This window comes from Bacteroidota bacterium (assembly GCA_016706255.1).
Lineage (GTDB): Bacteria > Bacteroidota > Bacteroidia > Chitinophagales > BACL12 > UBA7236.
Genome location: JADJJZ010000029.1, coordinates 814,573 through 833,164 on the forward strand (window position 1 = coordinate 814,573; position 18,592 = coordinate 833,164).

At 36.9% G+C, this 18,592-nt stretch carries 19 protein-coding genes and 2 pseudogenes; 8 read left to right on the forward strand and 13 right to left on the reverse strand.

Features of this window, described 5'->3' with window-relative positions; genetic code table 11:
- Nucleotides 1–139: 139 nt before the first annotated feature.
- Nucleotides 140–448, reverse strand: coding sequence for a hypothetical protein (locus IPI65_21450; protein MBK7443998.1), 309 nt, complete (start codon nucleotides 446–448; stop codon nucleotides 140–142).
- Between the two features lie 85 nt (nucleotides 449–533).
- Here IPI65_21450 and IPI65_21455 point away from each other — a divergent pair, with 85 nt between their 5' ends.
- Nucleotides 534–872, forward strand: a complete 339-nt coding sequence (locus tag IPI65_21455; GenBank protein ID MBK7443999.1) for a DUF4188 domain-containing protein — start codon at nucleotides 534–536, stop codon at nucleotides 870–872.
- 8 nt (nucleotides 873–880) lie between these two features.
- Here the strand turns inward: IPI65_21455 and IPI65_21460 are convergent, their stop codons facing one another.
- From IPI65_21460 to IPI65_21480, 5 genes are all read right to left on the reverse strand, one after another.
- Nucleotides 881–3,160, reverse strand: coding sequence for a TonB-dependent receptor (locus IPI65_21460; GenBank protein MBK7444000.1), 2,280 nt, complete (start codon nucleotides 3,158–3,160; stop codon nucleotides 881–883).
- A gap of 108 nt (nucleotides 3,161–3,268) precedes the next feature.
- Entirely contained in the window at nucleotides 3,269–3,694 is a 426-nt protein-coding gene (locus tag IPI65_21465; protein MBK7444001.1) for a hypothetical protein, read from the reverse strand.
- Nucleotides 3,695–3,726: 32 nt separating this feature from the next.
- Nucleotides 3,727–4,383, reverse strand: a complete 657-nt coding sequence (locus IPI65_21470) for a HupE/UreJ family protein (GenBank protein ID MBK7444002.1) — start codon at nucleotides 4,381–4,383, stop codon at nucleotides 3,727–3,729.
- 52 nt (nucleotides 4,384–4,435) lie between these two features.
- Nucleotides 4,436–5,785, reverse strand: a complete 1,350-nt coding sequence (locus tag IPI65_21475; GenBank protein ID MBK7444003.1) for a tetratricopeptide repeat protein — start codon at nucleotides 5,783–5,785, stop codon at nucleotides 4,436–4,438.
- A 245-nt stretch (nucleotides 5,786–6,030) separates the two neighbouring features.
- Nucleotides 6,031–6,426 carry an Hsp20/alpha crystallin family protein gene (locus tag IPI65_21480; GenBank protein ID MBK7444004.1) on the reverse strand — a complete coding sequence of 132 codons (396 nt, stop codon included), beginning with the start codon at nucleotides 6,424–6,426 and terminating at the stop codon, nucleotides 6,031–6,033.
- Between the two features lie 228 nt (nucleotides 6,427–6,654).
- Here IPI65_21480 and IPI65_21485 point away from each other — a divergent pair, with 228 nt between their 5' ends.
- The 3 genes from IPI65_21485 (at nucleotide 6,655) to IPI65_21495 (ending at nucleotide 8,048) form a co-directional block, all read left to right on the forward strand.
- Nucleotides 6,655–6,894: a hypothetical protein gene (locus IPI65_21485; protein MBK7444005.1), complete on the forward strand. Its 240-nt coding sequence runs from the start codon at nucleotides 6,655–6,657 to the stop codon at nucleotides 6,892–6,894.
- Nucleotides 6,895–7,025: 131 nt separating this feature from the next.
- Nucleotides 7,026–7,253 (forward strand): hypothetical protein, encoded by a 228-nt coding sequence (locus IPI65_21490; GenBank protein ID MBK7444006.1) that lies wholly within the window; start codon nucleotides 7,026–7,028, stop codon nucleotides 7,251–7,253.
- 27 nt (nucleotides 7,254–7,280) lie between these two features.
- The gene (locus IPI65_21495) at nucleotides 7,281–8,048 is read left to right on the forward strand and encodes a T9SS type A sorting domain-containing protein (GenBank protein MBK7444007.1); all 768 of its coding nucleotides are present in this window, start codon (nucleotides 7,281–7,283) and stop codon (nucleotides 8,046–8,048) included.
- Nucleotides 8,049–9,245: 1,197 nt separating this feature from the next.
- On the opposite strand, the gene IPI65_21500 is transcribed toward IPI65_21495, so the two are convergent.
- From IPI65_21500 to IPI65_21510, 3 genes and pseudogenes are all read right to left on the reverse strand, one after another.
- Nucleotides 9,246–9,494 carry a T9SS type A sorting domain-containing protein gene (locus tag IPI65_21500; GenBank protein MBK7444008.1) on the reverse strand — a complete coding sequence of 83 codons (249 nt, stop codon included), beginning with the start codon at nucleotides 9,492–9,494 and terminating at the stop codon, nucleotides 9,246–9,248.
- Nucleotides 9,487–11,513 (reverse strand): annotated as a pseudogene (locus IPI65_21505) (DUF4331 family protein). The gene IPI65_21500 and the pseudogene IPI65_21505 overlap by 8 nt, the downstream one beginning before the upstream one ends.
- 63 nt (nucleotides 11,514–11,576) lie before the next feature.
- Nucleotides 11,577–13,280, reverse strand: coding sequence for a DUF4331 domain-containing protein (locus IPI65_21510; protein MBK7444009.1), 1,704 nt, complete (start codon nucleotides 13,278–13,280; stop codon nucleotides 11,577–11,579).
- A 487-nt stretch (nucleotides 13,281–13,767) separates the two neighbouring features.
- On the opposite strand from IPI65_21510, the gene IPI65_21515 reads away from it, so the two are divergent.
- Nucleotides 13,768–14,067 (forward strand): HigA family addiction module antidote protein, encoded by a 300-nt coding sequence (locus IPI65_21515; protein ID MBK7444010.1) that lies wholly within the window; start codon nucleotides 13,768–13,770, stop codon nucleotides 14,065–14,067.
- A 430-nt stretch (nucleotides 14,068–14,497) separates the two neighbouring features.
- Here IPI65_21515 and IPI65_21520 read toward each other — a convergent pair whose 3' ends face one another.
- The 4 genes from IPI65_21520 to IPI65_21535 all read right to left on the reverse strand — a co-directional run bounded on the left by IPI65_21520 (nucleotide 14,498) and on the right by IPI65_21535 (nucleotide 16,519).
- A complete protein-coding gene (locus IPI65_21520; GenBank protein ID MBK7444011.1) occupies nucleotides 14,498–15,349 on the reverse strand; it encodes a T9SS type A sorting domain-containing protein in 852 nt (283 codons plus the stop codon).
- A gap of 98 nt (nucleotides 15,350–15,447) precedes the next feature.
- The gene (locus IPI65_21525; protein MBK7444012.1) at nucleotides 15,448–15,609 is read right to left on the reverse strand and encodes a hypothetical protein; all 162 of its coding nucleotides are present in this window, start codon (nucleotides 15,607–15,609) and stop codon (nucleotides 15,448–15,450) included.
- A 32-nt stretch (nucleotides 15,610–15,641) separates the two neighbouring features.
- A complete protein-coding gene (locus IPI65_21530; protein ID MBK7444013.1) occupies nucleotides 15,642–16,025 on the reverse strand; it encodes a T9SS type A sorting domain-containing protein in 384 nt (127 codons plus the stop codon).
- Between the two features lie 197 nt (nucleotides 16,026–16,222).
- Nucleotides 16,223–16,519 (reverse strand): hypothetical protein, encoded by a 297-nt coding sequence (locus tag IPI65_21535; GenBank protein ID MBK7444014.1) that lies wholly within the window; start codon nucleotides 16,517–16,519, stop codon nucleotides 16,223–16,225.
- Nucleotides 16,520–17,090: 571 nt separating this feature from the next.
- Between IPI65_21535 and IPI65_21540 the strand changes: the two are divergent.
- The 3 genes and pseudogenes from IPI65_21540 (at nucleotide 17,091) to IPI65_21550 (ending at nucleotide 18,497) form a co-directional block, all read left to right on the forward strand.
- A pseudogene (locus IPI65_21540) lies at nucleotides 17,091–17,487 on the forward strand (DUF3024 domain-containing protein).
- Between the two features lie 198 nt (nucleotides 17,488–17,685).
- Nucleotides 17,686–18,306 carry a hypothetical protein gene (locus IPI65_21545; GenBank protein ID MBK7444015.1) on the forward strand — a complete coding sequence of 207 codons (621 nt, stop codon included), beginning with the start codon at nucleotides 17,686–17,688 and terminating at the stop codon, nucleotides 18,304–18,306.
- Complete coding sequence (locus IPI65_21550) at nucleotides 18,303–18,497, forward strand: T9SS type A sorting domain-containing protein (GenBank protein ID MBK7444016.1); 195 nt, start codon at nucleotides 18,303–18,305, stop codon at nucleotides 18,495–18,497. The genes IPI65_21545 and IPI65_21550 overlap by 4 nt, the downstream gene beginning before the upstream one ends.
- Nucleotides 18,498–18,592: the final 95 nt, after the last annotated feature.

The window sequence follows — 18,592 nt, forward strand, 5'->3', positions numbered from 1 at the left end:
CTAAAAAACACACCATCCAACACATTTCCCTTCGCGCCCTTTGCCCTTAGCGTTCTTCGCGCGAAAAAAACACACCATCCAAAAACACATCATCTAAAAAACACACCATCCAAAACAATTCCCTTCCCGCCCTTTGCCCTTAGCGTTCTTCGCGCGAAAAAAACATACCATCCAAAAACACATCCTCTAAAAAACACACCATCCAACACCTTTCCCTTCGCGCCCTTTGCCCTTTGCGTTCTTCGCGCGAAAAAAACACACCATCCAAAAACACATCATCTAAAAAACACACCATCCAAAACAATTCCCTTCCCGCCCTTTGCCCTTTGCGTTCTTCGCGCGAAAAAAACACCGTCCAAAAAAACACATCACCCAAAAAACACACCATCCAAAACAATACCCTTAGCGCCCTTTGCCCTTCGCGTTCTTCGCGCGAAAAAAACACCATCTATAAAAAACCGTTGCGCGAAAAAAACCTCCGCTTCCAATTATTTCGCATTTTGTATATATTTTTAGCACACAAAACATTCACCATGCTCATTACAGTTACACATATTCGCCTTCGCAACCCTGCACTTTTTTTCCGCCTATCCATGTTCGGCTACCAAGTCCAGAAACAGGCCCAGTCTACCCCTGGATTCCTCAAAATGAAAAACACCGGCTTCTGGAACAATCATTACACCCTCAGCGCATGGAAAAATCATGAAAGTATGCACCAGTTTGCACGTTCCGGTGCACACCTCAATGCAATGAAAAGTTCTAAATCACTTGCCAAAACCCTTTCCACATATACCTATGAATTTGAAACTTTTCCGGATTGGGCGACAGCTAAAAAATTAATCCACGAACACGGAAAAGTGTTACAATTCTAATTACATAATTAAAATTTCATCCCGAAACCCACCTTCAAAAAGAAAGGCACACCCGGTGTAAAATGTAATTCACTTACCGGCTCAATTTCTCCCTGCAACCTCGATTCCGTATCAAACTGCGCTTCATTCCATTCAACATTAAATAAATTTTGAATTTCTATTCCGAATTCGAAATTAGATATTGTATAATTTACAATAAGATCGTTAACCATATAACCTTCGGCAATTACAGAACCTGTTTCATTTGCGGGACGGTCACCCATGTAGCGATACCTGAAACTGCCGCTCCAGCCGGTTTGTGTGCGGATATTTAAACCACCAATTGACGTAAAATTTGCTGCCAACGGAATGTAATTCGCATCCTCAGGTTCTCCTAATGCTTCAGCAAAAGTGTAATTAATATCGGCATCTAAAAACAACCATTTTGTTAATTCCCAGCGGGCAGATAAATCTAATCCTTTGCGCAAGGTTTTACCACTTGCTTCAACAACCGCAGCATCACCAACATATACAAATTCTTGTTCAAGGTATAACACCCAAACAGCAGGATTTAAAATAAGATTATTAAAAGGTTTAAAACGTAAACCTAAATCAGAGCCATAAGCAGCAGGTAAAGTTTGTAATGCATTCTGTGCAACAACAACTCTGGAATCATTGCTGTGAAAACCTTTGCCTGCATATAAATAAATAAGTGTATTTTGATTTAATGCGTAGTCGAAATTTAATTTATAGGTTAAAATTCCATCGCGTACCTGTTGATACAGATAACTGCTATCCAACGCATTATCATAGGCAAAATTAAATAGGTCATATCTAACAATGGCATTCATTTGAAATTGCGGATTGAGTTCAATGGTTGAACTTACATAAGCATGTCCATTTGTTTGAAACACATTGCCAAGTGCAAGATAATTTAATAATATATCACGTTCCGCAACATGCGACAATTCATCGTCTTTAATTGCATCATACCGCAAACCCAAGCCGGCAGTGGATGTAAAAGGTTTACCTAATAAATAATTTTGGTTGGTGAAAGTACTCTTGTAACCATATAATTTACGATGTTCTTTTTGTTTAATCATATCACCGTTAATACTATCTTCAAGAAAAAAAGTAAAATTGGAATATAATTCAAACCGATAATCCGTGAAATAAATTTGATTGGTAAATGTATTTCTGCTATTTAGCATTTTTGTTATTTCTAAATTCAAATTGGAACGACCGGTTGATCCACCTTCTTTATCATCTATTGCACCAAATCTGTCAATTAAACCTGAATCAATTGCACGCTGCGGTATTTGTCCTGAAGCATTCCAGCGGCTGCTAAATGTTGATGCTGAGAAACTTAAAATGGTATTATCATTTATTAATGACCGGTATTTAGCAAAAATATTGGCACGGTTAAAATTCTGCGGACTTTCAAACGGGCCATCTGAAACATGGTATTCTCCAGCAATGTAGGCAGATTGTGTTTTACCAACTGTATTCAAAAAAGGTATCTGCAGCATCAATAATGTGCGCAGCGTATTAAATTGACCGGCACTGAGTTTAATTAAATTATGATCAATATAATCGGCAGTATTAAAATTAATAGAACCTGCAGTGGCAAAATCTGCATATTGAGCGCTGTAGGGACCTTTTAAAAAATCAAACGACTGAATGGTTTCGGGAATTACAAAATGTAAATCCGCGTAACCTTGTCCGTGCGCATGACTTACCATATTCACAGGCATACCGTCAACATTCACACTAATATCTGTACCATGGTCAATATCAAATCCGCGTAAAAATATTTGCTCCGCTTTACCACCGCCTGCATGTTGCGCAATAAACAAACCCGGCACCAAACGCAATAAATCCTGTGCACTTTCAATTGGCCGCAGTTTGATATCAATGGCTGAAATGGTGTTCTGTTCATGCGTACGATTACTTTGAATCGTAACACTTTCCAATGATATGGGAGCCTGTTTTAATAACACGGTTAATTGTGTAGTTGCAACATCATCAACATTTGCATTTAAATATGCATTTTCGTACCCAAGATTATTTATTTCAATATGATAAACACCTTTTGGTAAATTGGAAAATGTAAAAACGCCGAAATTATTGGTTTCAGTAATGGTATTGGTTTCAATCAATTGAACTACCACACCACTCAGCGGTTGATTATTTATACTATCTGCAACACTGCCGTGAATGGTGCCATTATGACCATAAATGTGTTGTGAAGTAAATAGTAATATGAATACAAATAAGTAATTGTATTTTTTACAATAAGTAGGTAACATGTTTTCAAAATTTAAAAAGTAAAGGCAATAAAAAAGCTGCAACGCAGCCACGCTGCAGCTCCACATTATAAATAACCAGAAGAATGTCTGCCTTTAATTTTCTAACCATTAAACGATTGAAATAGCTTGTATATCAAGGTTCGGGCAGACATCCAAGTCTGCATCCGGCGGTTCAATGGTCGAAATTTTGAAATTATTTTTTATAAAATCGAATGCTTCAAGCTGAAGCGAATATAAATTACTTTCCGGTTCTGCTAATTGTAAAACAGCGGTAAAACCGATTAATACCTGTTCTGTTAATGATTTTTTTTCAGCGCCGCTATTTTTATCATCTTCATTCGCAGCTTTTAAATCTTTATCAAGGTGATTCATGCCCAGTTGGTGTAATTGCTGATGTTGCTCCGAATAAAAATGATGGGCAATACCATCGGTAATAAATGGCATAATCGGCCGTATAAGCGAAAAAAATACGATCAGCAACAACAATATCGATGTTGATTCCAGTTTTTGCTGATATGTATTTGCTTTAGGCATATTCAATTTACGAATTCAATTTGTTTTTAGATTTATACGGTCATGATGCGCTCAATAGTCCAGTATCCGGCAATAACGGCTATGACCAGACAAACAGGAATTACCAGTTTGCTGCGATACCAGTTCATACTGCTGAATCGTCGGCTAACCAAAAAATACATGGTAAGAATGATGGCCATTTGTCCAAGTTCAACACCAACATTAAAGCTGATTAGGGCTGTGGCAAATGCATAATCGGGCATACCCAAATCACTTAATGCACCTGCAAAGCCCATTCCATGCACCAAACCAAAAATAAATACCATCACCAGTCGCCATGGTTTTACTTTATCGGAATATACATTTTCTATGGCAAGAAATACGATGCTCAATGCAATAATTGGTTCAATGATAGCACCCGGCGGATTAATTATACCATACATGCTTAAACCCAGTGTTATAGTATGTGCAAGCGTAAACATACTTGCCTGCAGAATTATTTTTTTCAGATTTGTATTTAAAAAAAACACACAAAGTATAAAAAGAATATGATCTAAACCGAGCGGAATAATATGTTGAAATCCGGCAATTAAATATTTGCCAAACACTTCACCATCATCCATTTTATCTAAAGTATAATTTATGGTATGCGCCGCAGCAGGAAAAGTTGCCAGTAATAAAATAGCAAGTGGGAAAATTATTTTTTTCATCAGTAAATAATTTAAAAAGACCGGCCATTGCAGACCGGTCCGGTTGGATATATTACTTAGAAATAAGAGTATTTATCTGCGCAGCAACATTTGGATTCAATGCAACAGCCTCCTGCATCAGTGTTTCAGCCATTGCGCCGTTACCTGATTGTTTGTAAATCATGCCTGCTTTATATAACGTTGCAGGATTTTTTACTTTTGTTTTCAGCATATTATCAGCGTATGTTTTTGCTGCTGAATAATCGCCTGATAAATAGGCAATCCAGGCAGCTAATTCATTTGCATCAATATTTTCGGGGCGAGTGCTGATATCTTTTTTAGCAAAAGTATAAGCATCTTCTAATTTATCATTTTGCATATAAGCATATGCTAATTCACGAGCACCATTATGTTTAATGGCTACATCCGATTTATTTTGTTCTTTTTCACCATCTTTTAAAATATCCAAAACATCATCACGAATTTCAGCAGCTTTTTCAGTATTACCTTTTAATGCATAGATGTCTGCAAGCTGATTTACAAAACTTACATCGCTCATAATGGTAATTGCAGCTTCAGTATATTGAATAGCAGCATCGTAATTTTTTTTCGCTTTTTCTAATCTGCCCATACCGGCTTTTGCATACGCATAATTTTCGCGTAAACCATCAGCAGTTGAGTAACATATTTCGGCATTTTTTAAATCGCCGTTCATCAATAATAAATCACCTAGAATTACTCTCGCCCATTCGGTAGATTCAGCTCCCGGTAATCCGCTTTCCACGGCCATTTTCATGGCATCAATAGCACCGGCATTATCGCCGTAAATCTGACGTAAATAAGATACGCGGGAGTATGAACGAATATCAGGACGCAATTGCATCATCATATCACAATATTCAACTGCTTTAGCATAATTGCCGAGTTCAACATTGGCATCAACCAAAGCACCTAATAATTGTGCATTATGATTACTAATGGCATACGCAGCATTGGCAGCAGTTAATGCATCTTCAAACTGATGCATTGAAAGTAAAACGCCTGATTTTAATGTTAATGCCTGAAATTCTAGGTCTTTATCTTTTTTCTCGCTGCTTAAAATATTATCTAACATTTTTACTGCAGCCTGATTGTAGTAGCTGTTATTACCGGTTAAACGAGCTTCCGTTATAAATACCTGAGCCAAAACAATATACTGATCCAGCGCATCCGGATTTTTTTGGAGGCCGGCAACAGCTTTATCATAATTGGTGAGTAATTCTTCCCATTCTTCCACTTTTCCTGATGTAAGCGGATTATCGAGAAGTGCCGGAATAGCCGAATTCATTGAAGTTTCGGTATTTTTTCCACTCATATTGGAGCAACTCTGGCTTGTAAACAGTGTGGCTGCAACGAATAGTAAGGTAAAGATTTGCTTTTGCATGTTGTTTGTTTTGGGAGATATACGAGGATAGGCAGGGTTTGGATTTTTAAGGATGGATTTATTTTTTGCTCGGAAATTGTTCCTAAAACAGCGCTTTTTCTGTTTGTAGAGGTGGATGCAATTCACCCCTACAAACAGAAAAAATTTCATGAATCGAAAGGTGTAGCCTATTACATTGAAATTTCAATACAACACAAAAAAAACGGCAACCTTTTCAGATTGCCGTTTGCGTTAATTAATGTCGATTACACCACATTAATTTTTTGTTTTGGCATCGCCTCACCTTTTAACAAAGGCAGGTGGATGTGCAAAACACCATCTTCATACTTCGCTGAAATTGCAGAAGCATCAATGGTTGCACCTAAGGTAAAAGTCCGCGAAAATCCGCCGCGACTATATTCCCTGCGCACCCATTCCGGACGAGGAAATCCTTCAGGGGGACGGTAACCTACGGTTAATTGTCCACCCTCCAGCTCCACGCTGAAATGTTCGCGAATTCTACCCGGAGCAAATACCAGCATCTCATAGCTGTTCTCCGTGGTGTAAATGTTTACTGCGGCTCTTTCCATTGACCGGTAAAGCAACTGCCGTTCGTTGCCTCCTCTGTTGCCTTTTGCGGCACATGTTTGCGTTTGATACATAATTAAACCTTTTTTGGTTATATAATATTAGTATAGTCGTTTGAAGTGTTTAGATATTGTTTTTTAAAAAGAAGCAAGTACTAGACGGATCTAACAATTTTGCACAGATTTAATCCGTTTTTATCCGTTAAATCCGTCCGATTTGTGCCTGCCTGCCCTGGCAGGTTCCTTTCCCTCACCCTATTGCGGTATTTCAACGCCCATGTATTTTCCGGTACTTTGTAGTTCGTGATTTTAAAAACAACTTATTATGAAACTGAAATTATTTACACTCATTATTTTAATTCCATTTTTGCGCAAGCGCAATATTCTAAACTCATGGATTTTGGAACGATTGAAACAGGCGCATATCCTTATTTTGCTGAATTTATTTTGCAGATGGATATTTATATGGCACTACCACAAATTGGGGATTATATAATGATGGCACCATATTTAAAATTAAAACAGATGGCTCCGATTTTGTAAAACTGCTTGATTTTCAGGATACCATAACGGGTGCAGTCGGACAAAGCGGACTAGTTTCTGATGGTACTTATTTATACGGCATAACAAAATATCAAGCCGCTTATGGCTTTGGAGGCATTTATAAAATTAAAATGGATGGCTCCGATTTTGTTAAAATTTACGATTTCCCCGGTGAAGAAGGTGGCAGCTTTCCCGAAGGAAAATTATTTTACGATGGTGAATATTTATTCGGTATGTCACCCTCCGGTGGTGCTTTTTCGAAAGGATTTATTTACAGGTTAAAAACCGATGGCTCTGATTTTACAAATATTTTTAGCTTCGACGGACCTACATCCGGAACAGGACCTTATGGTGCTTAAATTTCTGATGGTACATTTTTATTTGGCATGACAACCTATGGCGGATTATTAAATCAAGGCACTGCATTTAAAGTGAAAAAAGATGGAACATCTTACCAAAAATTAATGGACATGCAAGATGACCCAAATGGTTCCCTCCCTTATGGAAGCCTGGTTTATGACGGAACTTATTTATACGGAATGACAAATATCGGCGGCGAATATAATTATGGAACTATTTTTAAAATATTAACCGATGGAACCGGTTATGAAAAATTATACGATTTTGACCTTACTACCGGAGCCCAACCGCTTGGCTCGTTAATTATCGATGGAACAACAATTTATGGTATGACAGAACTTGGTGGCCCTGATAATAATGGATTTGCTTTTCAGATAGATAATGATGGTAGTAATTTTACACATTTAATTGATTTTGATGGCGATAACGGTTCACTTCCATTTGGTAGTTTAATTAAAGTAAACGGTGCTTTATTTGGGATGACTAACTACGGCGGAGCAAATAATACCGGTGTCATCTTCCGTTACGGAGAAGAAATAATTGAAGCCGTTAATGATATCACTAAAAACAATATTACCATCTCCCCCAACCCAAATTCCGGTAATTTTAATATTACTGTTGATGCCGCTGATTTACAAAATGATTTAAAACTCGAAGTAATTAATCCCCTCGGACAAACAATATTATCTCAAACCATCACCTCCACCCAAACCCAAATTCATATCTCCCAAAAAATACCCGGTTTATATTTAATTAAGTGCGGATCTGAGATATCTACAGTACTAGTTTTTTAAAAGCAACCTACCACGGCAGGCAGGCACAAATTAAACAGATTTAACGGATAAAGACAGATTAAATCCGTTCAAACCCGTTAAATCTGTTTCTATATTCATCATTATTTGTATTCCAAAAAAACATACTTATTATGTTTAACCGAAACCCCGATAGCTATTGGAGGCACAAAGGAAATTCACGCAGGGAAACACAGAGAAATTTTTTCTACACTCAACATTAAGACAAGAAATGTGCAACATTAATTATAAAATAAATCCCAACTTCTAACCCTCCGCGCCCTCTGTGTGCTGTTGCTCCGAGGCCTCCGTGGTTAAAAAAATAATTTGCAAATCTTCAATTTAATTGTTTCCATTTTTACAATATTCAACAATCAAAATAATAATTAATTTATATTATTCCCTACCGAAGCACCAAATAAAATATATACTCAAAATCGGCTGTTCCATTGGTACATTTGCAAATTGGTACATCTTCCGGCTGTTTATCAGCACATCAACATATCAGCACATTATTCGGCTGTTCCATTGGGTATCGGTAAATTAACAAATTGGTACATCATCCGGCTGTTAATCAGCATCCGCCGCGGCGGACACATCAACTCATCAGCACATTAGCACATTAATTCTGTCGCCCCTACAGGGCTGATGGGAGGTGTGGGAGGATTTTTTCTACCATTCTTTCGCTCTTACAGAGCTGGGTTTATGATTTATTTTTCATGTTATTGAAAATAAGATCATTAAAAAATTCAGCGCATTTTTGGTTATTTAATTATTACATAAATTTCGGTTACAGGATACAAATTATCTTATCAGCACATTATCCGGCTGTTCAATTAGCATCATCATCATCCCATTAGCACATCAGCACATTAAATGGCTGTTCCATTGGCACATCGGTACATTAACAAATTGGTACATCTTCCGGCTGTTAATTAGCAGCATTAGCACATCAACATATTAGCACATTATTCGGCTGTTCCATTGGTATCGGTACATTAACAAATTGGTACATCTTCCGGCTGTTAATTAGCACATTAGTCATATGTTCCATTGGTACATCTTCCGGCTATTAATCAGCACATCAACATATCAGCACATTATTCGGCTGTTCCATTGGTACATCGGTACATTCGCACATTGGTAAAAAGGGGGCTCTTTCGAACCCCCTCTTAATATAAACAAACATACAAGCACCTTTTATTTGGTTACGATAAATTTATCGATAACCTGTTTTTCACCATTTTTAATCTGAACAAAGTATACACCACTTTCGAGTGCATCAAGTCCGATAGTGAACGTATTATTTCCATTAACTGCTGTTGCTGTTTTGGTAATATAAACTTTACCTGTAACATCAACCACATTAATTGAAACAGCACCTGCTTCACTAGTGAAATAATTTAATTGTATTTTATCACTTGCAGGATTAGGATATACTTCAAGCATATTTGCTGTTGAAATGCCCCATTCTGCATGGTGTGCTAAATGGAACCCATTCAGTTGTATAATTTTCACCAGCATTCACACATTTTACAGTAACTCTAAATTCGTAATTTGTGCATGGTGTTAAACCATATATTGTTGTGAAATTAGCAACAGAAGGCATTTTCATTACAGGACCAACACCTACAACACGATAATCAACGCGATAAGTAGTTGCTTCCTCAGCACTCCAGCTTAAATAAACTGTAGTTGCATCAACAGTAGCCGCAGCTAAATCTGTTGGAACACTACAATCTGTTTCTGCTAAATAATCTACCGGTAAGCCTGAACATTTACCTGCACCACTCCATGGTTTTTGCACGTAAGGGAACTTAGTTTTAAATGTAGTATCATTTGCTTCAACACCTGTTGTGTAAGTTAATACATCTAATAAATCTGTTGTAACCGGACTAGGATCAACTAATGGATCATAATCATCATACCACAAACCAATAGCTGCTAAAACAATACCACTCACAGCTTGTAATTCGATACGTGTAACATCATCTTCCAAACGGCGACCGTTAGGGAAACCATCCATGTTCGGAATCCATTGTAAATCTGCAGTTGCTGCATAAGTAGGATCAGTTAATCCTAGCACTGCTGCCTGCACTAAACCTAATGAACTGAAACTAGGATCATTTCTTGGTGTTGTAGGAACAGCCATATTTAAGCGTAACATATCACCACCATTCGGTAAAAAGTTATTAATAAATGGTTTACCGGCAGCAAGTGGATTTCCACCTTTACCTGTAGCTAATTGATATGGTGCTAAATTTGGTGCACCTGTAAAAAATATCGGCCATAAATCCACTGAACGCGGTTTGCCTGCAGCAGGTAATAATAATGTTCCGAAAATTGCATCATCTAATGCAGTTCCCGCAACGGCAGGTGAACCTTTTAATCCGTATAAACCATCAGCACCATTTGTAAAATCATAAGCACCTAAACTTGCTTTTTGAATACGCAAAGGAGCTAACGCAGGTACTGCACCACCAAATAAATCATCATCCATATATAAACCTAATTCAGGATTGTAGAAATATTCAAAATGTGCTGCATCTTCTGCATAAGGAGATAATGAATTCCAATAATCTTTTCTCCAATTGGAATAACTGCTTCGTTAGTTAAAGGCATACCTAAACGGCTTACTTGAATCCAGTCACCACTTGATGATTCTGTTCCATCGCCATTTAATGTGCGCACAGCCTGACGACTTGCACTTGCCCATACACCAATTACAAAATCACCGTCTAAAATATCATCAGCCATAGCTGCTGTTAAACCATCTTTTTGTAATTGTGCAATTGGAATTTGTAATGCAATAACGTGCACGTTCATACATGCAACGCCATCGTGACTTTCACCACCCATGCGTGGCATATCACCTAAATCAAATACACCACCTAAATCCACAAAAAACGGATCATCAGCAGGACCGGCGTAAACATTTCCACCGCCTGGCATTGGTGTAATTGCATTATTAATTAATGTTTGATAAGAAGTTCCTAAACCAACACCACTGTTAATTGAACGTGGGCCGATAAATGGAGGCGGAACTGAACCACCACTAATTATGGTAGAAAATGATGCACCACCATCAGTACTTCTTTCGCAGGTGTAAGTCATTTTAATATTTTGAGCACCTAAACGAATATTAAAAAATGTAGTTGGATCTTCATCCGTTCTGCTGAAAGTAAATCGGTAAATAATATCATCACCTAATGTAGCAATATTATTATCAATGTGAATTTCATAACGAATGTTTTCTCCGAACGTATAATAATTTGGTCCGCCGTGAGGTAATTGCAGTGGAATATAATTTGCAATTATCGTAACCATTTCCGGATTGTCCGGACTGCGGAACGCATATAAATCCGTGTTATCAGCCAATGGATCATCGGCTATAAGCGGTGCTTCACGGTGACTGGAAGCCGACGCTTGAAAAGCAGGTACCAGCATCATCGCAGCGATGAGTAGCATATCAACTTTTCTTTAAATATATTAAATTTATTTTCATTGTATTTGTTTTGATGATGATTGGAATTAATATTCAAAGTCAACTTCAGTTCCTCTCCATGGAGCAGCAACATAAGGGAAAGTTGTTTGGAATGGTGCATCGTTATGTTCAACACGTGTTGTGTAATTAATTACATCACGCATATCGCGGGTAACCGGTGATTCGCCTGTTGCAGCATCATAATCATCGTACCATAAACCGATTGCAGCTAAAACAATTCCGCTCACTGCCTGTAATTCGATGCGTGTAACATCATCTTCCAAACGGCGACCGTTAGGGAAACCATCCATGTTTGGAATAAATTCTAATGCAGTAGTTGTATTAAACGGATCAACAGTTAAACCAATAACAGCAGCCGCTAATAAACCTTCAGAACTGAAGAAAGGACTCATACGATCAGTAACAGGAACAGCCATATTTAATCGTAACATATCACCACCATTTGGTAAGAAATTATTTACGAAAGGTTTTCCGGCAGCAAGTGGATTACCTGCTTTGCCTGTTGCTAATTGATAAGGCGCTAAATTCGGTGCACCGGTAAAAAATAATGGCCATAAATCTACCGAACGTGGTTTGCCTGCAGCAGGTAATAATAATGTTCCGAAAATTGCATCATCCAATGCAGTTCCCGCAACCGCAGGTGAACCTTTTAATCCGTATAAACCATCAGCACCATTGCTGAAATTGTAAGCAACTAAACTTGCTTTTTGAATACGTAATTTTTGAAATTGCGGAACTGCTGTTCCAAACAATGCATCATCCATATACAATGCCAATTCAGGATTGTAGAAAAATTCAAAATGTGCAGCATCTTCAGCGTAAGGAGATAATGAATTCCAATAATCTTTTTCGCCCAGTGGTATCACAGCTTCATTGGTTAAAGGCATACCTAAACGGGAAACCTGAATCCAATCGCCTGAAGCACTTTCAGTACCATCGCCATTTAATGTGCGAATTGCACGGCGACTAGCACTTGCCCAAACACCAATCACAAAATCACCATCTAAAATGTCATCAGCCATATCAACCGATAAACCATCTTTTTGTAACATGCTGATTGGAATTTGTAAGGCAATTGTGTGACAATTAAAATGTCCTAAACCATCACGTGGAGTTTCTGTAGCACGAGGTGCATTTCCTAAATCGAAAATACCACCAAGGTCAACAAAAAACGGATCGTCAACCGGACCACAAAATACTTTTTCTCCTGTTACAGCAGTTGCAACAGCGTTCATCATAAGTTCATCATAAGAAGCTGCGCCTAAACCTACAACAGCATCTTCAATTGAGCGTGCGCCAATGTTGATAGCAGGAACTACACCATCAGTAACAATGGTATTAAATGTTAAACCACCGTCCACACTTTTTTCGAGCATGTACGTAGTTTTCAAATTTTCAGCACCTAAACGAATACTAAAAAATGTAGTAGGATCTTCGTTTGTGCGCGTAAAAGTTGCGCGATAAATAATATCATCACCGGGCGTGGCAATATTATTATCAATGTGAATTTCATAGCGGATATTTTCGCCGAAATGGTTGTAATTCGGACCGCCAAAAGGAATTTCAGCCGGAATGTAGTTGGCAATAATCGTAACCATATTCGGATCATCCGGGCTCCGGAATACGTAAAGGTCAGTATTGTCGGCAAGCGGGTCATTGGCAATCAGCGGAGCCTCTCTGTGGCTCGATGCCATAACCTGCGTAGCCATCAACCCTGAGGCAATGAACATGCAGTTTATCGCTACATGCTGCAACCTTCTAATTGGTTGGGTGAGCAATTTTTTCATAGAATACATTTAAGGTTAGAAAATTTATTTCGCTGATATACGAGGGGAATGGGTGGTTGGATTGGAAAACCTTAAAAGTATTTTTGATTTGGGCGTTGGCGCGCATTGGCAATCACCCTCCGATGTCAATTACCGTGCGCGCCCCGGGTTTTCCGCTGCAACTCCTCGCCCTCGTTCCTCGGTCTGCGGGGTTTCCGCTACAACCCCTAACGCGGCTGAAGCAGAACACTGTTACTAAGTCGCTTCAAAAGGCACCACTCGGACCATTAATAACTTTCCAAAATGCTGGTATATAAGATGCATTCTCGTCGGAATTATGAAATAAAGCCATAAATAAAGTTTGAGGCTGAAAAAAAATTATACTTACCTTTAGCATTAGTAACGTTAAACGTTAGTATGCAAATTTCATTATATGACAAACTCACAGAAAATGAAACGCTTAAAAAATATTCACCCTGGAAAAATCTTATCAGAGAAATTTTTAATTCCTCTAGAAATATCTGCTTACCGACTTTCGAAAGAAATTGCCATACCGCAAACACGCATTTCTGAAATTATAAAAGGCAATCGTAGAATTACAGCCGACACTGCATTGCGCCTCTCCAAATTTTTCGGCAACTCGGCAAAATTTTGGTTGGGGCTACAAAATGATTTTGACATTGAAAATGAGTTGAGGGAGAAGGAGAAGATGATTAAAAGGATTAAGCGGTTTGATGGGAAGGCTGCGTGAAAATATATAGTGAAACTCTTAAATTACAGTAATTCAATTTAGTCAACTGACATTTCGTGGTACGAAGTAAACGAAATTGATACTGCTATCGAAGACCCAAAGTGCTTGCGCTGAAGTGAAGTAGCCGACTTGGTTGGGAATATCAAATCTAACTTAAAGCTTTCAGAAAAAAGAGCCAAAAATGTAGCTAAATATTGTAAAGACATTTTTCCAAAACATACACATATTCCATTTTTTCAATGGGAGAAGTGCTCGGTTCTAAAATAAAAAACAACAGGCATGCAGATATTATACGCTTTGTAAAATCTCAAAATACTGTTAGTGAAAATACTGATTTTTTTTGTAAATATTACCCGAAACTATCTGTTACAACGGAAATTACTAAATATCATATAGTAGCAGTATTCAGCCTAATATTCAAATATAAAATTTAATGTGTTACAACAAGTTTGTTATAGTATTTTTTTTGGCCTTCTGTAATTACAATAAAATAAATTCCGGGATAAACGCCGCTGCAATTCATATTAAATTCATCTTCAATAAATTTACCTTCAAAAACAAGCTGATTTCGTACATTGAAAACTGCCAATTGTTTAATCACGTTACTTTCATTTGGCAAAATGATTTGCGTAAGCTTGTCGGCTGGGTTTGGTTGAATAACAAATGTTGGTTCAATAATATTTTCAAAAATATTTATACTCGTGTCTTCAAAAATACCATCGCAATCATAATAAAACTGTAGGTCAGAAAACAATACACTATCATTTTCTTTATAACAAATTAATCTCCTAATATCCGGCCAATACCATGAACCATAAGGGGTAAATATGCCGTTATCACTTCCAATGCCTTCAATCCAGTAAGTAACAGAGTCCCCCTCCTCAACTAATGGGGTATATTTTATTTCCCATCGTTTTCTGTATTTACCGATGAAAATAGAATCAATGTTTGTTACTGTCGCATCGGGAAATAAATTAGCTACAGAGAACTCTGCACAATGTGCGGCAGATTCGCCAATATTTAAATTAAAATCATAAAGCAGTGTATCAGGCCATCCAAAAGCTAATTCCTGAGCATAAACCTTTTTATTAATTGTGTCCTCACGCATCAAAAATGAGCCCATTTTATAATATAATTTTCCATCAATTATTGTGTCTCCAAATATGCCTTCATGTTGAATATAAGTAATGCTGTCATATTCAAAAGAGTAAGAAATAACTAGTTCACTCCATTCTGCACCTTCGGTAAGGAATTTATGGTATACATTTGTTTGCGATTGCAACCCGCAAAAGGAGCAAATTAATACTAAAAACCGGATAGTTTTTTCATCCGAAAAGGTTATTTTGTTCTATTGTAATTAAAAATAATAAACAATTGGTCTTATTTGGGAAATATGATTTTACAGCTAATATTATAGCCGGGCATACCGGTAGGACCTATAATACGCCAATCTCCGCTAGCGCATTGTCCTAAAGTAGTTTCACTTTTGCCAGCAATTAAAATAGAAAATAAAAAAGTAAGCAGTGGAACAGCGGTTTTCATAAATGTAGTTTTAATGCGTTACAATAAACTTATTAATACGTTTTGTCTCCGTCAAATAAGAGAAGAAAATACAATCCTTCTTGAAAATTAGAGCAATCTAAAGTGAAATTAGGACCGCTAATGGAATCTTTTAAAACTAGCTGCTTCGCAATGTTAAAGACAGCGAATTCATAGTGGTTTAGTGCGCGGGTTGATTCTAATGATATTTGAAGGTACTTGTTAGCCGGGTTCGGTTTTACAATAATCGAATTTTCAAATGCATTATCAAATATTTGATCCGATGTGTCTTTAAAAAACTTCTGAACAGTCATACCAAAATTCAAGATCAGAATATAAGACATTTTCATTTTCTGAGTAACAAACCAGCCTTCTAATATCCGGCCAATACCATGAGCTAAAAGGGTTGTATATACCATTGTCGCTTCCTATCCCTTCTATCCAGTAAGTAATTGAATCACCATTCTCAATAAGGGGAGAGTACTTTATCTCCCATCTTTTTCTATAGGTTCCAATTAAAACCGAGTCGATATTTGTAACCACCGCATCGGGGAATAAATTTCCAACTGAAAACTCTGCGCAATGTGCGGCAGATTCGCCAATATTTAAATTAAAATCATAAAGCAGTGTGTCGGGCCATCCTAAACCTAATTCCTGCGCATAAACTTTTTATTAATTGTATCCTCCTCATCAAAAATGAACCCATTCTATAATATAACTTTCCATCAATTACACTATCTCCGAATATGCCTTCATGTTGAATATAAGTTATGCTGTCATATTCAAAAGTGTAGGTAATAAACAGTTCACTCCATTCTGCACCTTCGGTAAGGAATTTATGGTATATATTTGTTTGTGATTGCAGCCCGAAAAAGGAGCAAATTAATACTAAAAAGCCGGATAGTTTTTTCATTCGAAAGGGTTATTTTGTTATTTTGTAATTAAAACCAAAAACAAATGGGTTATTAGAAAAACATTATAACTTACCCAATTTAAAGTCACTGATACTAAGTAAAGATAGTTGAATTTTATTAACTGGTAATGCATTTTCCGGTTTTTTTAAGCGACTTTCACATAAAATGTTGATGGGGTTTTGCATCCGAGTTGCTGATAATTTCTTTCGTGATTTTAATAATTAAATTACCCTTCCGGTGGATGATAAAGTTGAATACCATACGTTCAGGCAACCTAATTGTTCTTTAGCTGATAATATGTAAGTTTCTATCTGTGGTATTTTAGATTAGAAACCCAAATCCCCTATCTTTACTCCCCAAAACCCATATCCATCCATGCTCCCGACCCAGCTCAAACCAAAACAGGCGCTCAACAAAGCTCTTTTAAAGGTTAAACCAAATAGGACCGAAATTGAAGGGTTTAAAAGTAACCTGATAATACTGCTGGACAGAACGAATGATACGGAGAGTGAGGAATTTCATAAGAACCTGGTAAGGATTTATTGAAACCCAAACAAAGCTTTTTTAAAAATGCCAATCACCCCTATACAAACCCTGGAAATCATAGAAGTAATGGAAAATTTTTATCGAGAATAAGGCCGCCTGAAGATATTAGAGACAAATTAGATATCGGTTATACAATTGATAACCAAAGCATTATTATTTTGAAATAAGGCCACAGTGGAATAAACCTGAAGTAATACAAGAACACCCTTTTGCCAAAACCACATTTATAAAAGCAAAAAATTGCTGGAAAGTATTTTGGATGAGAGCAAACTCAAATTGGCATCCTTATTCGCCCCAGTCAAAAGTGGAAAGTCTGCCGGAATTTATTCAATTGGTTGAAGATGATAAGCATCATTGCTTTAGGGCTGAAATTCGAACGAGTAGATTACTAAGGTTACAAAATAATAAACCATTTGTATAAGGAATTACTTAGCTACTCTAAAATAGTGAGAATAATTGTGACAAGGTAAACCAGCTACTTGAATTATGTTAATTATATATACTATTGATTTTCAACAATTTACAAAGTTATAATGTCTATTTTTGTGACAATAATTAATACATGATATCCTTACTAAAAATTTTATTAAATTTAAGTTGCATTATTCTAACCTAAACCATGAAAACACATTTGCTTTTATGCTTGTTTGCACTTTTGCTGATTGAACAGCTTTCTGGACAGGCAATAACCAACAATTTTGAAGAAGTCACAGGTGATAATATTTATTATGAACTAAATAGCGAAAACTGGAATGACGGTGAGACATTTGGATTATTTCCAAATGCGGGCTCAGAAATGCTGATGTCAGCAAACGGAAATGAAAACATAACTTTTGAAGCAATCGGAATAGAAAAAACACTGGGCGGTGTTATAGGATTAACAAATTATCGCGTATCCTTTTATGTATCTTCGTATTTAAATATGAACCCAATTACAATTGAAGATTTCACAACACTAATAATAGGAGGGCATAATGGAACTATTTCTTGGGATTCTACACCATCACCCGAATTAAATTGCGAATGGGTTAAATGGAGCGGAAATTATGTTGCATCAATTTTGGATGTGGGTGAACCATTTATTTTCAAGGCCATTTTTAATCTTGACTCGCTTCACTCAATAGCCATTGACGGACCAATTGATATATTAACTAAACCAAATATTTCAGTCGATATTAATGAAAAACTCAGGATTCACTACTGCAAATTTATCCGAACCCAGTCACTGAAACAGCAATGATAGCCATCAGTAATTTAATTTATAATCCAAAGGTTATACTTTTCAATGCTTATGGAGCACAAGCAAAAGTAATAAATCCAACTACTAACACATTTTTATTGGACACCAAAAATTTACCATCAGGAATTTATTTTTTAACAATATTTAGCGCACAAAAGCTTATTGTAACTAAACAGATTTGTATAAATTAATTTTGGATGAATTTGATTCAATCAGCGTTTATTAATGTTCTCCTAGCCCAGATTGCAACGGAAACAAACTAATGTAGCAATTTGAAGATGTACCG

Coding starts and splice junctions, on each gene's coding strand:
- IPI65_21470 (MBK7444002.1), bottom strand. CDS start 4,383: ATGAAAAAAATAATTTTCCCACTTGCTATTTTATTACTGGCAACTTTT.
- IPI65_21510 (MBK7444009.1), bottom strand. CDS start 13,280: ATGTTCATTGCCTCAGGGTTGATGGCTACGCAGGTTATGGCATCGAGC.
- IPI65_21475 (MBK7444003.1), bottom strand. CDS start 5,785: ATGCAAAAGCAAATCTTTACCTTACTATTCGTTGCAGCCACACTGTTT.
- IPI65_21495 (MBK7444007.1), top strand. CDS start 7,281: ATGACAACCTATGGCGGATTATTAAATCAAGGCACTGCATTTAAAGTG.
- IPI65_21535 (MBK7444014.1), bottom strand. CDS start 16,519: ATGAAAAAACTATCCGGCTTTTTAGTATTAATTTGCTCCTTTTTCGGG.
- IPI65_21545 (MBK7444015.1), top strand. CDS start 17,686: ATGAAAACACATTTGCTTTTATGCTTGTTTGCACTTTTGCTGATTGAA.
- IPI65_21480 (MBK7444004.1), bottom strand. CDS start 6,426: ATGTATCAAACGCAAACATGTGCCGCAAAAGGCAACAGAGGAGGCAAC.
- IPI65_21525 (MBK7444012.1), bottom strand. CDS start 15,609: ATGAAAACCGCTGTTCCACTGCTTACTTTTTTATTTTCTATTTTAATT.
- IPI65_21450 (MBK7443998.1), bottom strand. CDS start 448: ATGGTGTTTTTTTCGCGCGAAGAACGCGAAGGGCAAAGGGCGCTAAGG.
- IPI65_21530 (MBK7444013.1), bottom strand. CDS start 16,025: ATGGTATATACAACCCTTTTAGCTCATGGTATTGGCCGGATATTAGAA.
- IPI65_21500 (MBK7444008.1), bottom strand. CDS start 9,494: ATGCTTGAAGTATATCCTAATCCTGCAAGTGATAAAATACAATTAAAT.
- IPI65_21460 (MBK7444000.1), bottom strand. CDS start 3,160: ATGTTACCTACTTATTGTAAAAAATACAATTACTTATTTGTATTCATA.
- IPI65_21465 (MBK7444001.1), bottom strand. CDS start 3,694: ATGCCTAAAGCAAATACATATCAGCAAAAACTGGAATCAACATCGATA.
- IPI65_21490 (MBK7444006.1), top strand. CDS start 7,026: ATGGATGGCTCCGATTTTGTTAAAATTTACGATTTCCCCGGTGAAGAA.
- IPI65_21550 (MBK7444016.1), top strand. CDS start 18,303: ATGATAGCCATCAGTAATTTAATTTATAATCCAAAGGTTATACTTTTC.
- IPI65_21515 (MBK7444010.1), top strand. CDS start 13,768: ATGAAACGCTTAAAAAATATTCACCCTGGAAAAATCTTATCAGAGAAA.
- IPI65_21455 (MBK7443999.1), top strand. CDS start 534: ATGCTCATTACAGTTACACATATTCGCCTTCGCAACCCTGCACTTTTT.